This is a genomic window from Microtetraspora sp. NBRC 13810, from assembly GCF_030268685.1.
Lineage (GTDB): Bacteria > Actinomycetota > Actinomycetes > Streptosporangiales > Streptosporangiaceae > BSRQ01.
In genome coordinates this window covers 24605-43049 of record NZ_BSRQ01000001.1, presented here as the reverse complement: position 1 = coordinate 43049, position 18445 = coordinate 24605, and the positions used below count along the sequence as shown (strand labels likewise).

Annotated in this window: 17 protein-coding genes; 11 read left to right on the top strand and 6 right to left on the bottom strand. The window is 71.0% G+C overall.

The features are described 5' to 3' along the window. Nucleotides 1-97: 97 nt before the first annotated feature. Nucleotides 98-1186, bottom strand: coding sequence for a suppressor of fused domain protein (locus QSK26_RS00180; RefSeq protein WP_285772839.1), 1089 nt, complete (start codon nucleotides 1184-1186; stop codon nucleotides 98-100). Nucleotides 1187-1264: 78 nt separating this feature from the next. On the opposite strand from QSK26_RS00180, the gene rlmN reads away from it, so the two are divergent. Beyond that, on the top strand, nucleotides 1265-2395 hold the full coding sequence (rlmN, locus tag QSK26_RS00175; RefSeq protein ID WP_285772838.1) for a dual-specificity RNA methyltransferase RlmN: 1131 nt from the start codon (nucleotides 1265-1267) through the stop codon (nucleotides 2393-2395). A 1-nt stretch (nucleotide 2396) separates the two neighbouring features. On the opposite strand, the gene QSK26_RS00170 is transcribed toward rlmN, so the two are convergent. From QSK26_RS00170 to QSK26_RS00160, 3 genes are read right to left on the bottom strand one after another with little or no spacing between them, the layout of a single operon-like run. Further along, entirely contained in the window at nucleotides 2397-3077 is a 681-nt protein-coding gene (locus QSK26_RS00170; RefSeq protein ID WP_285772837.1) for a hypothetical protein, read from the bottom strand. Then, the gene (locus tag QSK26_RS00165) at nucleotides 3074-3892 is read right to left on the bottom strand and encodes an ABC transporter ATP-binding protein (RefSeq protein WP_285772836.1); all 819 of its coding nucleotides are present in this window, start codon (nucleotides 3890-3892) and stop codon (nucleotides 3074-3076) included. The genes QSK26_RS00170 and QSK26_RS00165 overlap by 4 nt, the downstream gene beginning before the upstream one ends. A gap of 50 nt (nucleotides 3893-3942) precedes the next feature. Further along, nucleotides 3943-5406 (bottom strand): PucR family transcriptional regulator, encoded by a 1464-nt coding sequence (locus QSK26_RS00160; RefSeq protein ID WP_285772835.1) that lies wholly within the window; start codon nucleotides 5404-5406, stop codon nucleotides 3943-3945. 308 nt (nucleotides 5407-5714) lie between these two features. Between QSK26_RS00160 and speB the strand changes: the two genes are divergently transcribed. Then, nucleotides 5715-6662: an agmatinase gene (speB, locus tag QSK26_RS00155; protein WP_285772834.1), complete on the top strand. Its 948-nt coding sequence runs from the start codon at nucleotides 5715-5717 to the stop codon at nucleotides 6660-6662. A gap of 104 nt (nucleotides 6663-6766) precedes the next feature. Then, nucleotides 6767-7498 carry a cyclase family protein gene (locus QSK26_RS00150; protein ID WP_352244271.1) on the top strand — a complete coding sequence of 244 codons (732 nt, stop codon included), beginning with the start codon at nucleotides 6767-6769 and terminating at the stop codon, nucleotides 7496-7498. Here the strand turns inward: QSK26_RS00150 and QSK26_RS00145 are convergent. Next, nucleotides 7458-7952 (bottom strand): Lrp/AsnC family transcriptional regulator, encoded by a 495-nt coding sequence (locus tag QSK26_RS00145; protein ID WP_285772833.1) that lies wholly within the window; start codon nucleotides 7950-7952, stop codon nucleotides 7458-7460. The two genes, QSK26_RS00150 and QSK26_RS00145, sit on opposite strands and share 41 nt — an antisense overlap. A 204-nt stretch (nucleotides 7953-8156) precedes the next feature. Between QSK26_RS00145 and QSK26_RS00140 the strand changes: the two genes are divergently transcribed. The 6 genes from QSK26_RS00140 to QSK26_RS00115 are packed head-to-tail and all read left to right on the top strand — an operon-like array spanning nucleotide 8157 to nucleotide 15046. Then, the gene (locus tag QSK26_RS00140; RefSeq protein WP_285772832.1) at nucleotides 8157-9590 is read left to right on the top strand and encodes an aminobutyraldehyde dehydrogenase; all 1434 of its coding nucleotides are present in this window, start codon (nucleotides 8157-8159) and stop codon (nucleotides 9588-9590) included. Between the two features lie 25 nt (nucleotides 9591-9615). Further along, the gene (locus tag QSK26_RS00135) at nucleotides 9616-10761 is read left to right on the top strand and encodes an ABC transporter ATP-binding protein (RefSeq protein ID WP_285772831.1); all 1146 of its coding nucleotides are present in this window, start codon (nucleotides 9616-9618) and stop codon (nucleotides 10759-10761) included. Between the two features lie 44 nt (nucleotides 10762-10805). Then, a complete protein-coding gene (locus tag QSK26_RS00130; RefSeq protein ID WP_285772830.1) occupies nucleotides 10806-12014 on the top strand; it encodes an ABC transporter substrate-binding protein in 1209 nt (402 codons plus the stop codon). A 4-nt stretch (nucleotides 12015-12018) separates the two neighbouring features. Beyond that, the gene (locus tag QSK26_RS00125; protein WP_285772829.1) at nucleotides 12019-12870 is read left to right on the top strand and encodes an ABC transporter permease; all 852 of its coding nucleotides are present in this window, start codon (nucleotides 12019-12021) and stop codon (nucleotides 12868-12870) included. Next, nucleotides 12867-13655, top strand: coding sequence for an ABC transporter permease (locus tag QSK26_RS00120; protein ID WP_285772828.1), 789 nt, complete (start codon nucleotides 12867-12869; stop codon nucleotides 13653-13655). Before QSK26_RS00125 ends, QSK26_RS00120 begins: the two co-directional genes overlap by 4 nt. Then, the gene (locus tag QSK26_RS00115) at nucleotides 13652-15046 is read left to right on the top strand and encodes an NAD(P)/FAD-dependent oxidoreductase (protein WP_285772827.1); all 1395 of its coding nucleotides are present in this window, start codon (nucleotides 13652-13654) and stop codon (nucleotides 15044-15046) included. Before QSK26_RS00120 ends, QSK26_RS00115 begins: the two co-directional genes overlap by 4 nt. Before the next feature lie 15 nt (nucleotides 15047-15061). On the opposite strand, the gene QSK26_RS00110 is transcribed toward QSK26_RS00115, so the two are convergent. Next, the gene (locus tag QSK26_RS00110; protein ID WP_285772826.1) at nucleotides 15062-15835 is read right to left on the bottom strand and encodes an SDR family oxidoreductase; all 774 of its coding nucleotides are present in this window, start codon (nucleotides 15833-15835) and stop codon (nucleotides 15062-15064) included. An 81-nt stretch (nucleotides 15836-15916) separates the two neighbouring features. Here QSK26_RS00110 and QSK26_RS00105 point away from each other — a divergent pair, with 81 nt between their 5' ends. Together QSK26_RS00105 and QSK26_RS00100 are read left to right on the top strand one after the other, a co-directional pair. After that, entirely contained in the window at nucleotides 15917-16507 is a 591-nt protein-coding gene (locus QSK26_RS00105; RefSeq protein WP_285772825.1) for a TetR/AcrR family transcriptional regulator, read from the top strand. A gap of 65 nt (nucleotides 16508-16572) precedes the next feature. Next, nucleotides 16573-18354, top strand: coding sequence for a thiamine pyrophosphate-requiring protein (locus QSK26_RS00100; RefSeq protein WP_285772824.1), 1782 nt, complete (start codon nucleotides 16573-16575; stop codon nucleotides 18352-18354). The last annotated feature ends 91 nt before the right edge of the window (nucleotides 18355-18445 follow it).

Here is an 18445-nt window from a genome sequence, read left to right as displayed (position 1 = left end):
AAAATGTTCGATCACCTGGCGGATAAAATGGACGATTTCGAGAAAACGTTCTTGAAGCAGAGAGACTCCAACTAGTGGCCGTCATGCGACCTCGGCACTAGCAGATCAGCCGGTCCGGCGGGAGTCGCAGATCGCCGCCGGGGGCGTGCAGCTCAGCCTCGGTGACCGGGGCCAGCCACAGCCACCGTACGGCCTCGCCGCCGAAGGTGAAGCCGGTGAGGGCGGGGAGTCCCGGCGGGTCGGCGACCATGACCACCCCGCGGTATCCGGGGCCGAGCGGGAACGTGGCCGGCTCGTGGTACCACTTGGCGGTGTGGCCGTGGCCCAGCCAGGTGACCGAGTGCCAGGGATAGCGTCCCAGCCACAGGAACAGCCTGGCCGCGTCCCTGGGGTCGCCGCGGGTGGCGACGGCGAGTTCGATCCGGGCGTAGGCCTCGGGCCGGTCGAGATACTGCTCCACGGTCGGCATCCGCTGGCAGCTCATGCCGACGGTGGACAGGATCGTGTAGTCCCGGCCGCGTTCCGGCGGGCGTTCGGTGATGCCGACGGTGGGCAGCCGGTCGCCGCCGGAGTCCCAGTACCGGCCGGCCGCGCCCGCCCTGGCGTCCAGGTGGCCGAGGACGAACTGCTGGAACGACGTCCAGGCGCCTTCCGCGTGCCGCCACTGCCAGTAGGCGGACGCCTTGGCGACCCGCGGGGCGAGACCTTCCAGTGCCTCGGTCAGCGACCAGGCGAAGGTCGTCTCGCCGATCGCGTCCCGCGCGTAGCCGGGCATGCCGCGGGACAGGTCGGCCCAGCCGGGGATCACCGCCAGCAGTTCCCGCTCCTCGTAGAGCGCGACGCCGTCGCCCTCCTCGAACCACAGGACGCTCAGCCGGCCGAGCGGCGGCCGTCCCGACGGGTGCCGGGTGTGGGATCCCGGCATCACCGGGGGCAGGCCCGCGCCGAGCCGGACGGGATCGGACACGGCGGGGGCGGGCCGGTGGTTGGCCAGCCACACAGCTCCGTGGACCTGGCCTCCCGGACCGCACAGGTAAGCTACTGAGGAGGTCTCGTCGCGTTCGACCACCACGGTCCGGCTGCCGTACGGGCTGGCGCCGGACAGCACGACTTCGGCGCCGTCCGGCGTCCACAGCCGGTCGCCGCCACGGTCATCCGGGGAGCCGGCCGGGCGCGATATCGCCATATAACTGGACTTTAAAGTACGGTCGGCCTCCTTCCGCGGGGTGACGGGACAATTGCTGCAGAGGGAGAGTGTGCACGAGTGTCGTCCGACCATCCGAAGACCGTTGCTCCGAGGGCCGCGGGCCAGCTCACCCTGGTGGCGCCGCGCCGGGCCAAGCCCGCGCGGCATCTCGCCGACCTGTCCATGGACGAGCGCCGTTCGGCCGTCGCGGAGCTGGGCGAGAAGGCGTTCCGGGCCGACCAGCTCTCCCGGCACTACTTCGAGCGGCTCACCGGCGACCCCGCCGCGATGACCGACCTGCCCGCGGCGTCCAGGGATCTGCTCACCACCGCGCTGCTGCCGTCCCTGCTGACCTCGGTCAGGGAGATCACCTGTGACGGCGGGACCACCCGCAAGACGCTGTGGCGGCTGTTCGACGGCGCCCTGGTCGAGTCGGTGCTCATGCGCTATGCCGACCGGACCACCATGTGCGTCTCCTCCCAGGCCGGCTGCGGGATGAACTGCCCGTTCTGCGCCACCGGGCAGGCCGGGCTGACTCGGAACATGTCCACCGCGGAGATCGTCGAGCAGGTCGTCGCCGGCGCCCGCGCCCTCGCCGCCGGGGAGGTCCCGGGTGGGGCCGGCCGGGTGAACAACGTGGTCTTCATGGGCATGGGCGAGCCGCTGGCCAACTACAAGGCCGTCATCGGCGCGGTGCGCCGGCTGGTGGACCCCTCGCCGCACGGGCTGGGCATCTCGGCCCGCGGCGTCACGGTCTCCACCGTGGGCCTCGTGCCGGCCATCGGCAAGCTCGCGGAGGAGAACCTCCCGGTCACGCTCGCGGTCTCGCTGCACGCCCCCGACGACGAGCTGCGCGACACGCTGGTGCCGATCAACACCCGGTGGAAGGTCGCCGAGGTGCTCGACGCCGCCTGGTCCTACGCGGCGAAGACGAAGCGCCGGGTCTCCATCGAGTACGCGCTGATCAAGGACGTCAACGACCAGGAGTGGCGGGCCGACCTCCTCGGCAAGCTGATCAAGAACAAGCTGGTGCACGTCAACCTGATCCCGCTCAACCCGACCCCCGGTTCCAAGTGGACCGCCTCCCGGCCGCAGGACGAGCGGGCCTTCGTCCGCCGTCTGGAGTCGCACGGCGTCGCCGTCACGGTCAGGGACACCCGCGGGCGCGAGATCGACGGCGCCTGCGGCCAGCTCGCCGCCGCCGAGTGACTCAGGGCCGGGTACGGCGCAGCCGTACGTAGAGCAGGACGGCCAGGCAGGACCACAGCACGGTCGGCAGGGCCAGCGCGGGCAGCATGGCCCCGAGCGCGCCGTCCCCGGCGGCGCGCATCCAGCCCACGATCGGCACCAGCAGCGGGCCCGCGGGCGTGATGCTGAGCAGCAGCAGGCCGACGAAGCCGCCGAGCAGCGCGAACATCGAAGCGGCGGGCGACGGGATGATCTGCGCGCTGCTCAGCGCGCCCAGCCCGATCCCCACCAGCACCGCCAGCCCGTGCAGCGCCGCGCCCTGCGCGATCACCGCCGCGGACGGCGTCTCGACGAAGCCGTGCGCCAGCGGGACGGCCACGGCGATCGCGGCGAGCGCCGCGTCGACCATGAGGGCGGCGGCCAGCCCGGCGGCCACCTCGCGTCCCGGGCCGCCCGCGGAGGTCATCGAGATGAGCCGCTGCGTCGGGGGCTCGGTGTCCAGCAGGCTGCGCGCCGCCCAGGCGAACACGATCACCAGCAGGCCGGCCGCGTCGGCGTACGCGGACGGTTCGCCGCCCGGCGAGGTCGGGGCCCCGTAGAAGATCGCGAGCATGCAGACCAGCGCGAACAGCGGCTGGAGCAGGCGGTGCGAGCGGGCGTAGGCGGCCAGTTTGAACCGGACGAGCGCCATCGTCGCGGTCATCGGTGCACCTCCGTGGTGGCCGGGGCGGTCGCGTCCGCCGCCGTGGGGGCGTCCGGGGGCGTGGGGGAGTCCGCCTCAGCGGGGGCGTCCGGGGGCGGGGCGGGGCGCAGGTGGGCGTCGTAGCCCCTGGCGCGGAGTTCGGCGGTCAGCTCGGGGGCTTCGGCGGAGTCGACCAGGATCTCGACGACCGACAGCCGCGGCCGTGCCTCCTCCGCCTCCGGCGGTGCGTCGGCCAGCCGGTGGTCGACGACCGACAGGCGGCGGCGGGAGGCGAGGTCGCGCAGTCCGCCCTGGTGGTCGCTGACCACCACGATGCCGCCCGCCGCGGCGATCTCCCCGGCGATGACCGGCAGCTCGGCCCTGGTCTGCGCGTCCAGGCCGGCGAAGGGCTCGTCCAGGATGAGGAGGCCGGGGGAGGCGAGCAGCGCCTGGGCGAGGCCCACCTTGTGCGCGCTGCCCTTGGACAGGTCGCCGAGCGGCAGGTCGAGGAGCTCGGTCATGCCCAGCCGTTCCGGCCACGGCCCGGGGCCTGCCACGCCGCGGATCCTGGCCACCGCCGCGAGGTACGCCGCGACGGTGAACGGCTGCCCGGTGGGGAAGGCGTCCGGGGCGTAGCCGACGACCGGCGGGCGGTCCACGACGGAGCCCCGGGTGGGGCGCAGGGCGCCGGCCAGCAGCTTCAGCAGGGTGGACTTCCCCGCCCCGTTGCGCCCGACGATCTCCACCACCTCCCCGGGACGCAGATCGAGCTCGACCTCGCGCAGCACCCAGGGGCCGCGCCGCATGTATCGGAAGGACACATTGGACAGGCGCATAGGACGATGACCCTATCCAACGGAGCCGCCCGCCCGGTGAGCGCCGGGGATCAGTCGATGAGGCCGACGTGGGTGGCGGCCCGGATGGCGAGCCAGATCTCGGCGAAGTCACCGGTGGAGGAGAGGTCCTTGCCGGTGAGCGCGCCGAACCTGCGCAGGCGGTAGGCGAGGGTGTTCGGGTGCACGTGCAGGGTCCTGGCGGCGTTCTCCAGGTGGCGGTCGTGTTCCATCCAGGCGCGTACCGAGGCGACCAGCCGGGTCTCGTGGTCGGCGTCGTAGCGCACCACGTCGCCGAGGACGTGGTCCACCAGGCCGGCGAGCACGGCCGGGTCCTCCGGCAGCCAGCGGTCGGCGGTGTCCTCGCCGTACAGGACCAGCGGTTCACCGGACTCGGCGGCCTCGTTGGCGGCCCACACCGCCTCCCGCTGCGGCACCTTGAGCGGTCCGCCGGGGACGAGGGGACGGCTGGCGCCCGCCACGACGCCGGGGATCGCGGCGAGCGCCGACCGCACCTCCGCGAGGTCGGGGGCGAGCACGTAGAGGTCCTCGCGGCGGCGCAGCATCAGGTGGGGGTGGTCGCCGAGCGCCCTGAGCACGGCGTCGTCGCCGGCCCGCCGTACCACCAGGAGCAGCAGGTCGCGTTCGAGGGGCAGGCCGAGGCGGTGCAGGCGGCGCCGCGCGATGGCCTGGTCGAGCATGTCCTGGAGCATCTCGGCGAGGGTCTCCGCGCCCTCACGGCGCAGCGCCTCGCGTTCGTGGCGGAGCATGGCCACCTGGAGGGCCGCCACTGTGGCGATGTGCTGCACCACCGCGAGCCCGGCCGGCTGGGCGCCCTCACGCTCGAACGCCACCAGGAAGCCGGCCGAACCGCCGGGCGCCGGCACGGGGAGCGCGAAACCACCGGGGATGCTCGGCGGTATCTCGAACGAGGTCGGCACCACGGCCGGGTCGGGCACCGGCACCCCCGGCAGCAGTGGCCCCCCGCTCGGCGTGCACAGGAACACCTGGTACCCCGACAGCCGCTCCAGTCGATGGAACAACGTGGCGACGTCGAGATCCTCCGAGGTCAGCCAGCGCAGCGCGCCGAACACCTGGAGCTGCGCGCCGAGCCGTTGCCTGGCGTCCTGCTGGAGGCTCGCCGCCACCTCCTGGGAGATGGCGATGAACGGCACCGTGAGCGGCACCTCCAGCACGGGCAGCCCGCGTTCCTCGGCGGCCCTGAAGAACGCCTTGTGCAGCGGCGGGCAGTGCAGGTCGGCCGACACGGCGAGGGCGGCCACCCCGGCGTCGTCGAGCCGCTCGATGTAGGCCCGCTGCTGCGCGGCCGTACGCGGCACGGCCAGTCCCGCCGTCATGATCACTTCGGCGCCGAGCAGCCACGGGGTCGGATCGCCCAGTTCGCTCACGTGCGCCCAGGAGACCGACCGGGACAAGCCGGCCTCGCCCGCCAGGACCCGGAGCTGGAGGGCGGGGAAACTGATCAGTTCGGCGACGGTGAGTTTGTCGTCTGCCACAAGACACACGGTAACTCTTCGTGACAAGCCCACTTGTATCGGGACAGTAAAAGCGCAGAGACTGACACGACGGCTATAGGAACGACCTGGTCCCCCTGCAGGTCGTGCCACGCATAGCCGGAAGGTGTGCCGTTGTTCGGGGGAAAGCGTGCCCACCGCACGAGTGCCCGCCGACGGACGTGGCCAGCAGGTGACGTCCGCGCCGGTCGGCCGGGCGCTCGCGCCACCGGTTGCCGACCCCGCGGCAGGGAACGCCTGCCGCGGGCGGTGGTGTGCGTTCGGCACTGAGCCGAAGGGAAGACTGTTAGATGTCCGAGCCCCGTGGGCCCGCTGACTCCTCCCTCATACCCCGTTTCGCAGGACCTGCCACATTCGCCCGGCTGCCCCGTCTGGACCAGGTGGAACACTGCGCCGTGGCCGTGGCGGGCGTGCCGTTCGACAGCGGCGTCTCCTACCGGCCGGGCGCCCGGTTCGGCCCCTCCGCGGTGCGCGAGGTGAGCCGCCTGCTCCGGGCCTACCACCCGGCCCTCGACGTCGCCCCCTTCGCCGCCGTCCAGGTGGCGGACGCGGGCGACATCGCGTGCAACCCGTTCGACATCGGCGAGGCCATCGAGACCGTCGAGCACGCGGCCGGCGAGATCCTCGGCGCCGGCGCGCGGATGGTGACCATCGGCGGCGACCACACGATCGCGCTCCCGCTGCTGCGCGCCGTGGCCCGCGAGCACGGCCCGGTCGCCCTGGTGCACTTCGATGCGCACCTGGACACCTGGGACACCTACTTCGGCGCCGCCTACACCCACGGCACGCCGTTCCGGCGGGCGGTCGAGGAGGGCGTCGTCGACACCGAGGCGCTCAGCCACATCGGCATCCGCGGCCCGCTCTACGACAAGAAGGATCTCGACGAGGACCGGCGGCTCGGCTTCGGCATCGTGACCAGCGCCGACGTGATGCGCCGCGGGGTGGACGAGGTGGTGGACGCGCTGCGGCAACGCGTGGGCGACCGGCCGCTCTACGTCTCGGTGGACATCGACGTGCTCGACCCGGCGCACGCCCCCGGCACCGGCACCCCGGAGGCGGGCGGGCTCACCAGCCGCGAGCTGCTGGAGATCCTGCGCGGCCTGGCCGGCGGCAACCTCGTCGGCGCCGACGTGGTGGAGGTGGCGCCCGCCTACGACCACGCCGAGATCACCTCGGTCGCCGCCTCGCACGTCGTCTACGACCTGATCGCCCTGCTCGCCCTGAAGGAGAAGGTGTGACCGCCGACGCCGCGGCCGGCCGTGGCGCCGCCGGACCGAGCCGGGCTCCCGACGGCCGGAGGAAGATCGCCGAGGGACCCGTCCCGGCCTGAGAGCATGGTGTCGTGGAGAACGTGATCCTCGACCTGTCGGTGCCGATCGTCTCCGGCATGCCCGTCTATCCGGGTGATCCGGAGGTGCGGGTGGATCCGGCTCTCACCGTGGCGGCCGACGGGGCCAACGTGCTCGGACTGCACCTCGGGTCGCACACGGGCACGCACGTGGACGCGCCCTTTCACATCGACGACTCCCTGCCCACCCTGGACGAGCTGCCGCTGGACCACTTCGTCGGCCCGGTCGCGGTCGCCGACGTGCGGGGGCTGCCGCCGCGCACGCCGATCCCGGCCGCCGCCGTGGCCCCGCACCTGGGCACGGCCGGCATCCTCCTGGTGGCCACCGGCTGGTCGCGGTACTGGGGCACCGGCGACTACCTCGCCCACCCGTTCCTGAGCGCGGAGGCGGCCGAGCTGATCGCCGGGTCGGGGGTGCGCACGGTGGGCGTCGACGCCTTCAGCGTGGACCCCACGCCGGCCGCGGAGTTCCCCGCCCACCACGCCCTGTGCCACGCCCGCATGGTGATCGTGGAGAACCTCGCCGGGCTCGGCCGGGTGATCGACGCCCAGGCGGCCGGCCGTACGGTCGAGGTGTCGCTGTTGCCGATCCGGGTCGCCGGCGGGGACGGCGCGCCGGTCAGGGCGGTCGCCCGCGTCTCCGGCCGAGCTCCGGGCGGAGGCTTCCAAGCTGAGACGGCCGAGGTCAGCGGGTTCCCCAGGAGTAGGTCTGCTTACGGAGCTTGAGGTAGACGAAGGTCTCCGTGGCGCGGACCGTGGGGATGGCGCGGATCTTGCCGAGGATCTCCAGCAGGTGCTGGTCGCCTCCGCAGACGACCTCGACCATGATGTCCAGCGAGCCCGCCGTGAGCACGACGTAGTCGATCTCCTCGATCGAGGCCAGCTCGTCCGCGACCGTCTCCAGGTCGCCCTCGCACTTGATGCCGATCATCGCCTGGCGGGGGAAGCCCAGGGTCAGCGGGTCGGTGACCGCGACGATCTGCATCACGCCCGCGTCGAGAAGCCGCTGCACCCGCTGCCGGACCGCCGCCTCCGACAGGCCCACCGCCTTGCCGATCGCCGCGTACGGCTTGCGCCCGTCCTCCTGGAGTTGCTCGACGATCCGCTTGGAGATGTCGTCGAGGACCACCGGACCGGGTTTGACGTCGCTGCCCTGCCGTACCTTCGGCGGCATCGCCATCAACGTGTCCTCTCTATGGAAATCTGTGCGACTCGCCCGAATGTTGCGTGGATGTTGCGCCTCGCTGCGACATGGTGTCAGCTCAGGCGTTCGTGTCAAGCGATTCCGTAGCGGTTTGATATCTTCGCCACGAATTCCCTTGTCAGAGGACATGTACTCTGTCAGAGTCGCCAGCACTCAGCCACCTCATTAGGGAGGTCAGCGTTGACCAGCCGTCTGCAGAACTTCATCAACGGGAGGTTCGTCGACGCCACCGGCGACCGGTTCGCCGGCGTCATCGACCCCTGTACGGAAGAGGTCTACCTGGAGGCGCCGATCTCCGGCGCGGCGGATGTGGACGCGGCCTTCGAGGCCGCCGTGGCCGCCTTCGGGACGTGGGGCCGGACCACCCCGGGTGAGCGGGCCACCATGCTGTTGAAGATCGCCGACGCGATCGAGGCACGGGCGGAGGAGCTGATCGAGGCGGAGTGCCGCAACACCGGCAAGCCGCGCGCCCGGATGGCCGAGGACGAGATCCCGCCGGCCGCCGACCACTTCCGGTTCTTCGCGGGGGCGGCGCGCACGCTGGAGGGGCCGACCTCGGGGGAGTTCCTCGCCGAGCACACCTCGGTGATCCGGCACGAGCCGATCGGCGTCGTCGGCCAGGTCACCCCGTGGAACTATCCGATGATGATGGCGGTGTGGAAGATCGCCCCGGCGCTGGCCGCGGGCAACACCATCGTCCTCAAGCCCTCCGACACGACGCCGGTCGCGACGGTCAAGCTGGCCGAGATCTGCGGTGAGATCCTGCCGCCCGGCGTGTTCAACGTCGTCGTCGGCGACCGTGAGACCGGGGCGCTGGTCGTCGGCCACCCGTCCGCGCAGATGGTGGCCATCACCGGCTCCGTGGGCGCGGGCATGCAGGTCGCCAAGACCGCCGCCGACGACCTCAAGCGGGTGCACCTGGAGCTGGGCGGCAAGGCCCCGGTCGTGGTGTTCGACGACGTCAGGGACATCAGGGCGACCGCGGAGGCGATCGCCGGAGCCGGGCTGTACAACGCGGGCCAGGACTGCACGGCGGCCTGCCGGGTGCTGGTGCAGGAGAGCATCCACGCCGAGTTCACCGCCGCGCTGGCCGAGGCCGCAGCGGCCACCCGTACGGGCGATTTGTCCGACGATGAGGCTTATTATGGGCCGTTGAACAACCCCAACCAGCTCGCCCGGGTGGAAGGCTTCTTCGAGCGCATCCCCGGGCACGCCAAGGTGGTCACCGGCGGAAACCGGATCGGCGGCAAGGGCTTCTTCTTCGCCCCGACCGTGGTGGACGGCCTGCTCCAGGACGACGAGATGATCCAGAACGAGGTCTTCGGCCCGGTCATGACCGTGCAGACCTTCACCGACGAGGACGACGCCCTGGCCAAGGCCAACGGCGTGAAGTACGGCCTGTCCGGCTCGGTGTGGACCTCCGACCACGGCCGCGCGATGCGGATGTCCAACCGCCTCGACTTCGGCGTGGTGTGGGTCAACACGCACATCCCGTTCGTCTCCGAGATGCCGCACGGCGGCTTCAAGCACTCCGGCTACGGCAAGGACCTGTCGGTCTTCGGGCTGCACGACTACACCCGGGTCAAGCACGTCATGCACTACATCGGCGAATAGCTCAATAAAGAGGGATAGCCTGGCTATGAGCAACATCCAGGCGGGCACGGGGGCGGTCGCGGCCGTCCCCGACCTCTCTCCGGTGCCCGCCATCGAGCTAGACGGAGTGGTCAAGGAATACCTCGCCCGGGGCGAGACCGTCCAGGCGGTGAAGGGCGTCTCGCTCGGCGTCGCCGCGGGGGAGTTCTTCTCCCTGCTCGGTCCCTCCGGCTGTGGCAAGACCACCACCATGCGGATGATCGCGGGATTCGAGGATCCCACCCGGGGCGTGGTCCGGCTGCACGGCCGTGACGTCACCGACGTGCCGCCGAACAAGCGCGACGTGAACATGGTCTTCCAGTCCTACGCGCTCTTCCCGCACATGAGCGTCTGGGAGAACGTCGCCTTCGGGCTCAGACGCAAGAAGGTGCAGGACGCGGAGATCCGCCGGCGGGTCGGGGCGATGCTGGAGATCGTGGACCTGACCGGGCGGGAGAAGCGCCGGCCCAGGGAGATGTCCGGCGGCCAGCAGCAGCGGGTGGCGCTGGCCCGCGCCCTGGTCAACGAGCCGCGCGCGCTGCTGCTCGACGAGCCGCTCGGCGCGCTGGACCTCAAGCTGCGCCAGGCCATGCAACTGGAGCTGAAGCGGATCCAGCGCGAGGTCGGCATCACCTTCGTCTACGTCACCCACGACCAGGGCGAGGCGCTCACGATGAGCGACCGCATCGCGGTGATGAACGACGGCCTGGTGGAGCAGCTCGCCGCGCCGAGGGAGATCTACGAGCGTCCCGCGACGGCCTTCGTGGCCGGGTTCATCGGCACCTCCAACCTGCTCAGCGGCACCGTCGAGCGGGTCGTGGACGGGACCGCGGTGCTGCCGCTGGCCGGGTACGGCAGGATCCTGGCGGCCGATGCGGCATGCGAGGCGGGCGCCACGATCACGGTGACCGTGCGGCCGGAGAAGATCACGATTTCCACCGAGGAGCCGACGGGGGACGTCAGCGCCGTGCGCGGCACCGTCTCCGAGGTGGTCTACCTGGGCACGTCCAACAGCTACGCGGTCGGCCTGCCGGACGGCGCCGAGGTGACCGTCTACCAGCAGAACGCGCACGACAGCAGCACCACCGCGGAACGGGGCGACTCCGTGTGGCTGTCGTGGCAGCCGCACCACTCCTACGCGATTGGAAGTTGACCTCCCCGATGGATCTTCGCACCAGCCCCGCCTTCCTTCGTGGCATGACCCAGAACCGTCACCCCAGCCGCAGGGACGCGCTGCGCCTCGCGGGACTCTCCGCCGCCGGCCTGGCCCTCGCCGCGTGCGGCGTCCAGGGCCAGAGGGTCGCGCCGCCCGCCCAGGACGCCGTGGCCGGGTACTGGTCGGGCAAGAAGAAGAACGGCGCCCTGCGCTTCGCCAACTGGCCGCTCTACATCGACAAGGACGGCTCGAAGTACCCCTCCCTGGAGAAGTTCACCGCCGAGTCCGGCATCAAGGTGACCTACCAGGAGCCCATCCAGGACATGACCACCTGGTTCGGCAAGATCCAGCCGCTGCTGGCCGCGAACCAGGACATCGGCTACGACCTCATGGTGATGACCAACGGCATCCATCTCGGCCGGGCCATCGACCTGGGCTACCTCGTCCCGCTGGACCACGCCAAGCTGCCGAACTTCGCGGCGAACGCCTCCCCGTCGGTGAAGAACCCGGTCTGGGACAAGAACAACACGTACACGATCCCGTGGACCGTCGGCGTCACCGGCATCGCCTACAACCCGAAGTACGTGGACGGGGACATCACCAGCATCCAGGAGCTGTGGAACCCCAAGTACAAGGGCAAGATCGGCATGATGCTGGACGTCCAGGAGGTGGCCAACTTCGGGATGTTCGCCCTGGGCATCGACCCCGACAAGTCGGTCCAGGCGGACTGGGAGAAGGCCGCGGCGAAGCTCCAGGAACAGCGCGACGCCGGACTTGTCCGGAAATACTATGAAAATGACTATGTGGACGCGCTGGTCCGCGGCGACATCTGGATCACGATGGCCTGGTCGGGGGACATCTTCCAGCAGATCACCGAGGGCGAGAACCTCAGGTTCGTGGTGCCGGAAGAGGGCGGCACCATCTGGACCGACAACATGTGCATCCCCAAGACGGCGCAGAACCCGGTGGACGCGCTCACCCTGATGGACTACGTCTACCGGCCCGAGATCGCCCAGATGCTGGTCGAGTACATCAACTACATCACCCCGGTGCCCGCCACCAAGGACCTCGTGCTCGCGCACGCCGGGCAGGAGAAGGGCGAGGACAGGAAGTTCCTCGAAGAGGTCGCGGCCAGCCCGCTGATCTACCCCTCCGACGCCGACCTGGCCAGGCTCCGGTCCTACAAGTCACTCAGTTCGGCCGAGGAGAAGGTGTACGAGGGACTCTTCCAGCCGATCACCCAGGGGTGAGGGGATGAAACGCCTCACCCCCTACCTCCTCATCCTGCCGGGAGGACTGTGGCTGGTGGTCTTCCTGGTGGTGCCGCTGATCTTCATGGTCTCGGTGTCCACCCAGCAGGGCGACGTGGTGAACGGCTTCGTGCAGACCTTCCACATCGCCAACTACACCGACGCGCTCGGTCAGTACCGCACGCAGTTCCTCCGCTCGGCGGTCTACGGCCTGGTCGGCACGGTGCTCGCCATCCTGCTGGCCTACCCGGTGGCCTACTGGATCGCGTTCAGGGGCGGCGCGCGCAAGTCCACCTACCTGCTGCTCGTGCTGCTGCCGTTCTTCGTGTCGTTCGTGCTGCGCACGGTGTCGTGGAAGTTCCTGCTCGCCGACGACGGCATCGTGTTCGAGCCGCTGAAGTCCGCCGGGCTGCTGCCCGCCGACTTCCACGTGCTGCAGACCACGACCGCGGTGATCGGCGGCCTGGTCTACAACTACCTGCCGTTCATGATCCTGCCGATCTACGTGGCACTGGAACGGGTAGACCCCAGCGTGGTGGAGGCGGCCCAGGACCTCTACGCCTCGCGGGTCGCCGCCTTCGCCCGGATCGTGCTGCCGCTGTCGCTGCCCGGCGTGTTCGCCGGGGTGCTGATGACCTTCGTCCCGATGACGTCGGACTACGTCAACGCGGCGATCCTCGGCGGGCCGGACAACACCATGATCGGCAACATCATCCAGACCGAGTACCTCGTCAACCAGGACTACCCGGTGGGCGCGGCGCTGTCGTTCACGCTGATGGCGGCGCTGCTGGTGGGCATCTTCGGGTACGCCAGGGCGCTCGGCACCCAGAACGTGCTGGAGGCGGCGGCCCGATGAGACGCAGACTCGGCGACCGGCTGCTGTTCGGCTACGTCTGGCTGGTCATGCTCTGGCTGTTCCTGCCGATCGCCGTCATGATCGTGTTCGGCTTCAACGACACGCAGAGCAAGTCGAACGTGTCCTGGCAGGGCTTCACCCTCAAGTGGTGGGGACGGCTCGGCGACTACCCCGAACTGCTCGACGCGGTCTACAACTCGATCTCGATCGCGCTGATCGCCACCCTGATCACCACGGTCCTCGGCACCCTCCTCGGCCTCGCCCTCGGCCGGCACCGCTTCCGCGGCCAGGGGGCCACCAACCTGGTGATGTTCGCCGCGATCTCCTCGCCCGAGCTGGTCATGGGCGCCTCGCTGCTGTCGCTGTTCGTCAGCGCGGGCGTGCAGACCGGCTACCGCACGATCGTCATCGCGCACGTGCTGTTCTCGGTGTCGTTCGTCGCGGTCACCGTGCGGGCCCGGGTGGTGGGTCTCGACCCGTCGGTGGAGGAGGCGGCGCGCGACCTGGGGGCGTCGAGCTGGGTGACGTTCTGGCGGATCACCTTCCCGATGATCCTGCCCGGCGTCGTGGCGGGCGCCCTGCTCGCCTTCGCGCTGTCCATCGACGACTTCGTGATCACGCAGTTCACCAGCGGGGCCACCGTCACGTTCCCGCTGTGGATCTACGGGGCGGTGCGCATCGGCATCCCGCCACAGGTCAACATCGTGGGCACGTGCATCTTCGCGGTGGGCGTGCTGATCGCCGTGGTCAACTCGGTGACCGCACGGCGGCGGGCCACAGCATGAACCCGGGGCAGGCGGTCCGCGGGGCGCGCCGCCTGCCGTACTGGCTGGACACGCCGGCCGCGCCGGAGCCGTGCGAGCGGCTCGCCGGGGACGCGCGGGCCGGGCTCGCGGTGGTCGGCGGCGGCTTCTCCGGGCTGTGGACCGCGCTGACGGCCAAGGAGCGCGACCCCTCGCTCGACGTGGTGCTGCTGGAGGGGCGCGAGATCGGCTGGGCGGCGACCGGGCGCAACGGCGGGTTCTGCATGGCCACGCTCACCCACGGCGCGGCCAACGGCCTGGCCCGCTGGCCCGAGGAGTTCGCCACCCTGGAACGGCTCGGCCGGGAGAACCTCGACGAGATCGGCCGCGCGGTCGCCCGTTACGGCATCGACTGCTCCTTCGAGCGCACCGGCGAGCTGCACGTGGTCACCGAGCCCTGGCAGTTCGGCGAGATGGCGCGGGACGCGCGGGAGGCGCGGGAGCTCGGCCTGCCGTTCGAGATCCTGGACCGGGAGCGGGTGCGCGCCGAGGTGAACTCGCCGACCTACCTGGCCGGGCACTGGGACCGCGACGGCTGCGCCATGCTCGACCCGGCCCGGCTCGCCTGGGGGCTGCGGGACGCCTGCCTCGCGCTCGGCGTGCGGATCCACGAGCGCACCCCGGTGCGCGCCCTGCACCAGACGGCGTCCGGCATGGAGCTGCGCACCCCGGCGGGCGTCGTGCGCGCGGACCGGGTCGCGCTGGCCACCGGCGTCTTCCCGCCGCTGCTGCGCCGCCTGCGGCATTTCCTCATCCCGGTCTACGACTACGCCCTGGTCACCGAGCCGCTCTCGCGGGCCGACCTGGCCGCCGTGGGCTGGACCAACCGGCAGGGCGTGGGGGACGGCGGCAACCGGTTCCACTACTACCGGCTGACCGCCGACGACCGCGTCCTGTGGGGCGGGTACGACGCCGTCTACTACAACGGCGGCCTGATCAGGACGGGCCGGGACCAGCGCGACGAGACCTTCGTCAAGCTGGCCGAGCACTTCGCGCGGACGTTCCCCCAGCTCGCGCATCTCCGCTTCACCCACAGGTGGGGCGGAGTCATCGACACGTGCAGCAGGTTCAGCGCCTTCTACGGGAGCGCGTACGGCGGCCGGCTGGCCTACGCGGCGGGGTACACCGGCATGGGCGTCGGCGCGAGCCGGTTCGGCGCGAACGTCATGCTCGACCTGCTCGGCGGCGAGCCCACCGAGCGCACGGAGCTGCGCATGGTGCGGGAGAAGCCGGTGCCCTTCCCGCCCGAGCCAGTGCGCTCCGGCGTCGTCCAGCTCACCCGCTGGTCCCTGGCCCGCGCCGACGCCCACCAGGGCCGCCGCAACCTCTGGCTGCGCACGCTGGACCGCCTCGGCCTGGGGTTCGACTCCTGAACGAGGGGCGCGCCGCTAGGACGCCACGCCGAGGATCGAGCCGCCGGTGGCGTCGAGCCGCTGGCCGGTGACCCAGCGGGCGTCGTCGGAGGCGACGAAGGCCACGACGTCCGCGATGTCGGCGGGGTCGCCGATCCGGTCGAAGGCGGAGTACGCCGCCGCCCTGGCCCGCTCCGCGGGGTCGGTCAGCCAGTCGTTCATGTCGGTGTCCACGATGCCGGGGGCCACCGTGTTGACCGTGATCCCGCGCGGTCCGAGATCCAGCGCCAGGGTGTGGGTGAGCACCTCGACCGCGCCCTTGGTCATCGAGTAGGCCGTGGTGAACGGGAAGGCGATCCTGGTCACCCCGGAGGAGATCGTGATGATCCGCCCGCCGTCCCGCAACCGCTCCAGGCCGTGCTTGATGACGAAGAAGGGCGCCTTGGCGTTGACCGCGAAGACCCGGTCGAAGTCGGCCTCGCCGATCTCGTGGATGCGGCCGTAGAGTCCGATGCCGGCGTTGTTGACCAGGATGTCCAGCCCCGGCCGGTCCGCGTGCGAGGCGACGCCCTCGTCGAAGGCCGCCCACAGCGCCGCCGCGTCGCCCGGCACGCCCAGCTCGGCCCGGAACGCGAACGCCCGCCCGCCGGCCGCCTCGATCGTCGCGACGGTGTCCTTCGCCGCCGCCTCGTTACTGCCGTAGTGCACCGCGACCAGCGCGCCGTCCCGGCCGAGCCGCTCGGAGATGGCCCTGCCGATGCCCCTGCCGCCGCCGGTCACCAGTGCCGTCCTGCCGGTGAGAGTGCCCATGACGTGCCCCTTCAATTTCTGTAGTGGTCGCTATGGAATGACTGTAACAGATTTTCTAGCGGGCGCTATAGAATTGCGGGCATGGAGTCCAGGCGACGCGGACGGCCCAGGTCCTTCGATCGGGAGGCGGCACTCGCACAGGCGACCCTGCTCTTCTGGGAGCGGGGTTACGAGGCGACGTCGGTCGCCGACCTGACCAGGGTCATGGGCATCGGCCCGCCCAGCCTCTACGCCGCGTTCGGCGACAAGCGGGCGCTGTTCGAGGAGGTCGTCGACTCCTACGGCCACGCGTTCGGCGCGTTCGCCGCCCGGGCGCTGGAGCAGGAGCCGACGACCAGGGCCGGCGTGGCGCGGATGCTGCGCGAGGCGGCCGAGGAGTACACCCGGCCCGGCCGGCCCCGCGGCTGCCTGGTGATCAGCGCCGCGACCAACTGCACCTCCGAGGAGGTCGAGGGCGCCCTGCGCGAGCGGCGCAACGCCACCGTGCGCGACATCCAGCGCAGGATCGAGCACGACATCTCCACCGGAGAGCTGCCCGAGGGCACCGACGCGCGGGTGCTCGCGGTGTACGTCGGAGCCGTCGTGCAGGGGCTGTCCCAGCAGGCCAGGGACGGCGCGACCAGGGCGGAGCTGGAGGCGGTGGCCGCCGCCGCGATGTCCGCCTGGCCGTGACCCCGGCGTTAGGCGTCCCGGTCCACGGGTACGCGGATCGGACGCCTATGTCTGGGGGAGATGACATGAAGGTCGCGGACTATGTGCTCGAACGACTCCGCGAGTGGGACGTGGACTACCTGTTCTGCTACCCGGGCGACGGGATCAACGGCCTCATCGCCTCGATCGGCAGGACCGACCGGCCTTACGTGGTCCAGCCTCGGCACGAGGAGATGGGCGCGCTGGAGGCGGTCGGCTACGCGAAGTTCAGCGGCAAGGTGGGCGTCTGCATGGCGACCTCCGGCCCCGGCGCGATTCACCTGCTCAACGGGCTCTACGACGCCAAGCTCGACCACGTGCCGGTCGTCGCCATCGTCGGGCAGACCGCGCGCACCGCGATGGGCGGCAGCTACCAGCAGGAGGTGGACCTGCACTCGCTGTTCAAGGACGTCGCCGGCGAGTACGTGCAGGAGGTCAACGTCCCCGAGCAGCTTCCCAACGTGCTGGACCGGGCCATGCGCACGGCCATGGCCAGGCGGGCGCCCACCGCGGTGATCATCCCCGCGGACGTGCAGGAGGAGGAGCACCGCCTGCCCGCGCACGAGTTCAAGAACGTCCCCTCCAGCGTCCCCGGCTACATCGCGCCGCTCACCCGCGCCCCGGACCGCGAGCTCGACCGCGCCGCCGAGGTGATCAACGCCGGCGACCGGGTCGCCCTCCTGGTCGGCCAGGGAGCCCGGTGGGCCGCCGCCGAGGTGCGCGAACTCGCCGACGTGACCGGCGCCGGAGTCGCCAAGGCGCTGCTCGGCAAGGACGTGCTGTCCGACGAGCTGCCCTACGTGACCGGGTCGATCGGCCTGCTGGGTACCCGGCCCAGCTACGAGATGATGCGCGACTGCGACACCCTGGTGATCATCGGATCCAGCTTCCCGTACAGTCAGTTCCTGCCCGAGTTCGGCAAGGCGCGGGCCGTGCAGATCGACCTGGACGGGCACATGATCGGCATGCGTTATCCGACCGAGGTCAACCTGGTCGGCGACGCGGCGCTCACCCTGCGCGAACTGATCCCCAGGCTCACCCGCAAGCGGCACGGCTCCTGGCGGGAGACCGTCGAGCGGAACGTCGAGCGCTGGTGGCGCACCATGGAGATGCAGGCGAAGGTCGAGGCCGACCCGATCAACCCGATGCTCATCTTCCACGAGCTGTCCGCCCGGCTGCCCGGCGACGCCATCCTCACCAGCGACTCCGGATCCGCGGCCAACTGGTACGCCCGGCAGATCAGGATGCGCGGCGACATGCGCGGATCCCTGTCCGGGACGCTGGCCACGATGGGGGCCGGCGTGCCGTACGCGATCGGGGCGAAGTTCGCCCACTCGGACCGGCCGGTGATCGCGCTGATGGGCGACGGCGCGATGCAGATGAACGGGCTGGCCGAGCTGATCACCATCCGGCGGTACTGGCAGCAGTGGGCCGATCCCCGGCTGGTCGTGGCCGTCCTGCACAACAACGACCTCAACCAGGTCACCTGGGAGCTGCGCGCGATGGGCGGCTCCCCACGGGTGCCCGAGACGCAGGACCTGCCGGAGGTGAACTACGCCGGCTTCGCCAGGTCGCTGGACCTGGAGGGGATCGAGGTGGACAAACCCGAGCAGGTCGGCCCGGCGTGGACGCGTGCCCTGGCCGCGGACCGCCCGGTCGTGATCGACGTGCGCTGCGACCCGAACGTGCCGCCGATTCCGCCGCACGCCGACTTCGAGCAGCTCAAGGACACCACGCAGGCGCTGCTCAGCGGCGACGAGGAGGCGTGGGGGATCGTCCGGCAGGGGGTGAAGACCAAGGCCCAGGAGTTCCTGCCGCATGGCCGATAGTCGCCTCCTGACTACGACTTAGGATCCGCCGGGTACACACTTCGGCCGATCCCCCGGTTCCGTCCCGGCGGCGATGCGCCACCCCCGCCGG

Excerpts from the sequence above, each read along its gene's own strand:
- QSK26_RS00100 (WP_285772824.1), top strand. The coding sequence starts at position 16,573 with ATGAAGGTCGCGGACTATGTGCTCGAACGACTCCGCGAGTGGGACGTG.
- QSK26_RS00120 (WP_285772828.1), top strand. The coding sequence starts at position 12,867 with ATGAGACGCAGACTCGGCGACCGGCTGCTGTTCGGCTACGTCTGGCTG.
- speB (WP_285772834.1), top strand. The coding sequence starts at position 5,715 with ATGTCCGAGCCCCGTGGGCCCGCTGACTCCTCCCTCATACCCCGTTTC.
- QSK26_RS00135 (WP_285772831.1), top strand. The coding sequence starts at position 9,616 with ATGAGCAACATCCAGGCGGGCACGGGGGCGGTCGCGGCCGTCCCCGAC.
- QSK26_RS00115 (WP_285772827.1), top strand. The coding sequence starts at position 13,652 with ATGAACCCGGGGCAGGCGGTCCGCGGGGCGCGCCGCCTGCCGTACTGG.
- QSK26_RS00170 (WP_285772837.1), bottom strand. The coding sequence starts at position 3,077 with ATGACCGCGACGATGGCGCTCGTCCGGTTCAAACTGGCCGCCTACGCC.
- QSK26_RS00125 (WP_285772829.1), top strand. The coding sequence starts at position 12,019 with ATGAAACGCCTCACCCCCTACCTCCTCATCCTGCCGGGAGGACTGTGG.
- QSK26_RS00165 (WP_285772836.1), bottom strand. The coding sequence starts at position 3,892 with ATGCGCCTGTCCAATGTGTCCTTCCGATACATGCGGCGCGGCCCCTGG.
- QSK26_RS00180 (WP_285772839.1), bottom strand. The coding sequence starts at position 1,186 with ATGGCGATATCGCGCCCGGCCGGCTCCCCGGATGACCGTGGCGGCGAC.
- QSK26_RS00130 (WP_285772830.1), top strand. The coding sequence starts at position 10,806 with ATGACCCAGAACCGTCACCCCAGCCGCAGGGACGCGCTGCGCCTCGCG.
- QSK26_RS00110 (WP_285772826.1), bottom strand. The coding sequence starts at position 15,835 with ATGGGCACTCTCACCGGCAGGACGGCACTGGTGACCGGCGGCGGCAGG.
- QSK26_RS00145 (WP_285772833.1), bottom strand. The coding sequence starts at position 7,952 with ATGGCGATGCCGCCGAAGGTACGGCAGGGCAGCGACGTCAAACCCGGT.
- QSK26_RS00105 (WP_285772825.1), top strand. The coding sequence starts at position 15,917 with ATGGAGTCCAGGCGACGCGGACGGCCCAGGTCCTTCGATCGGGAGGCG.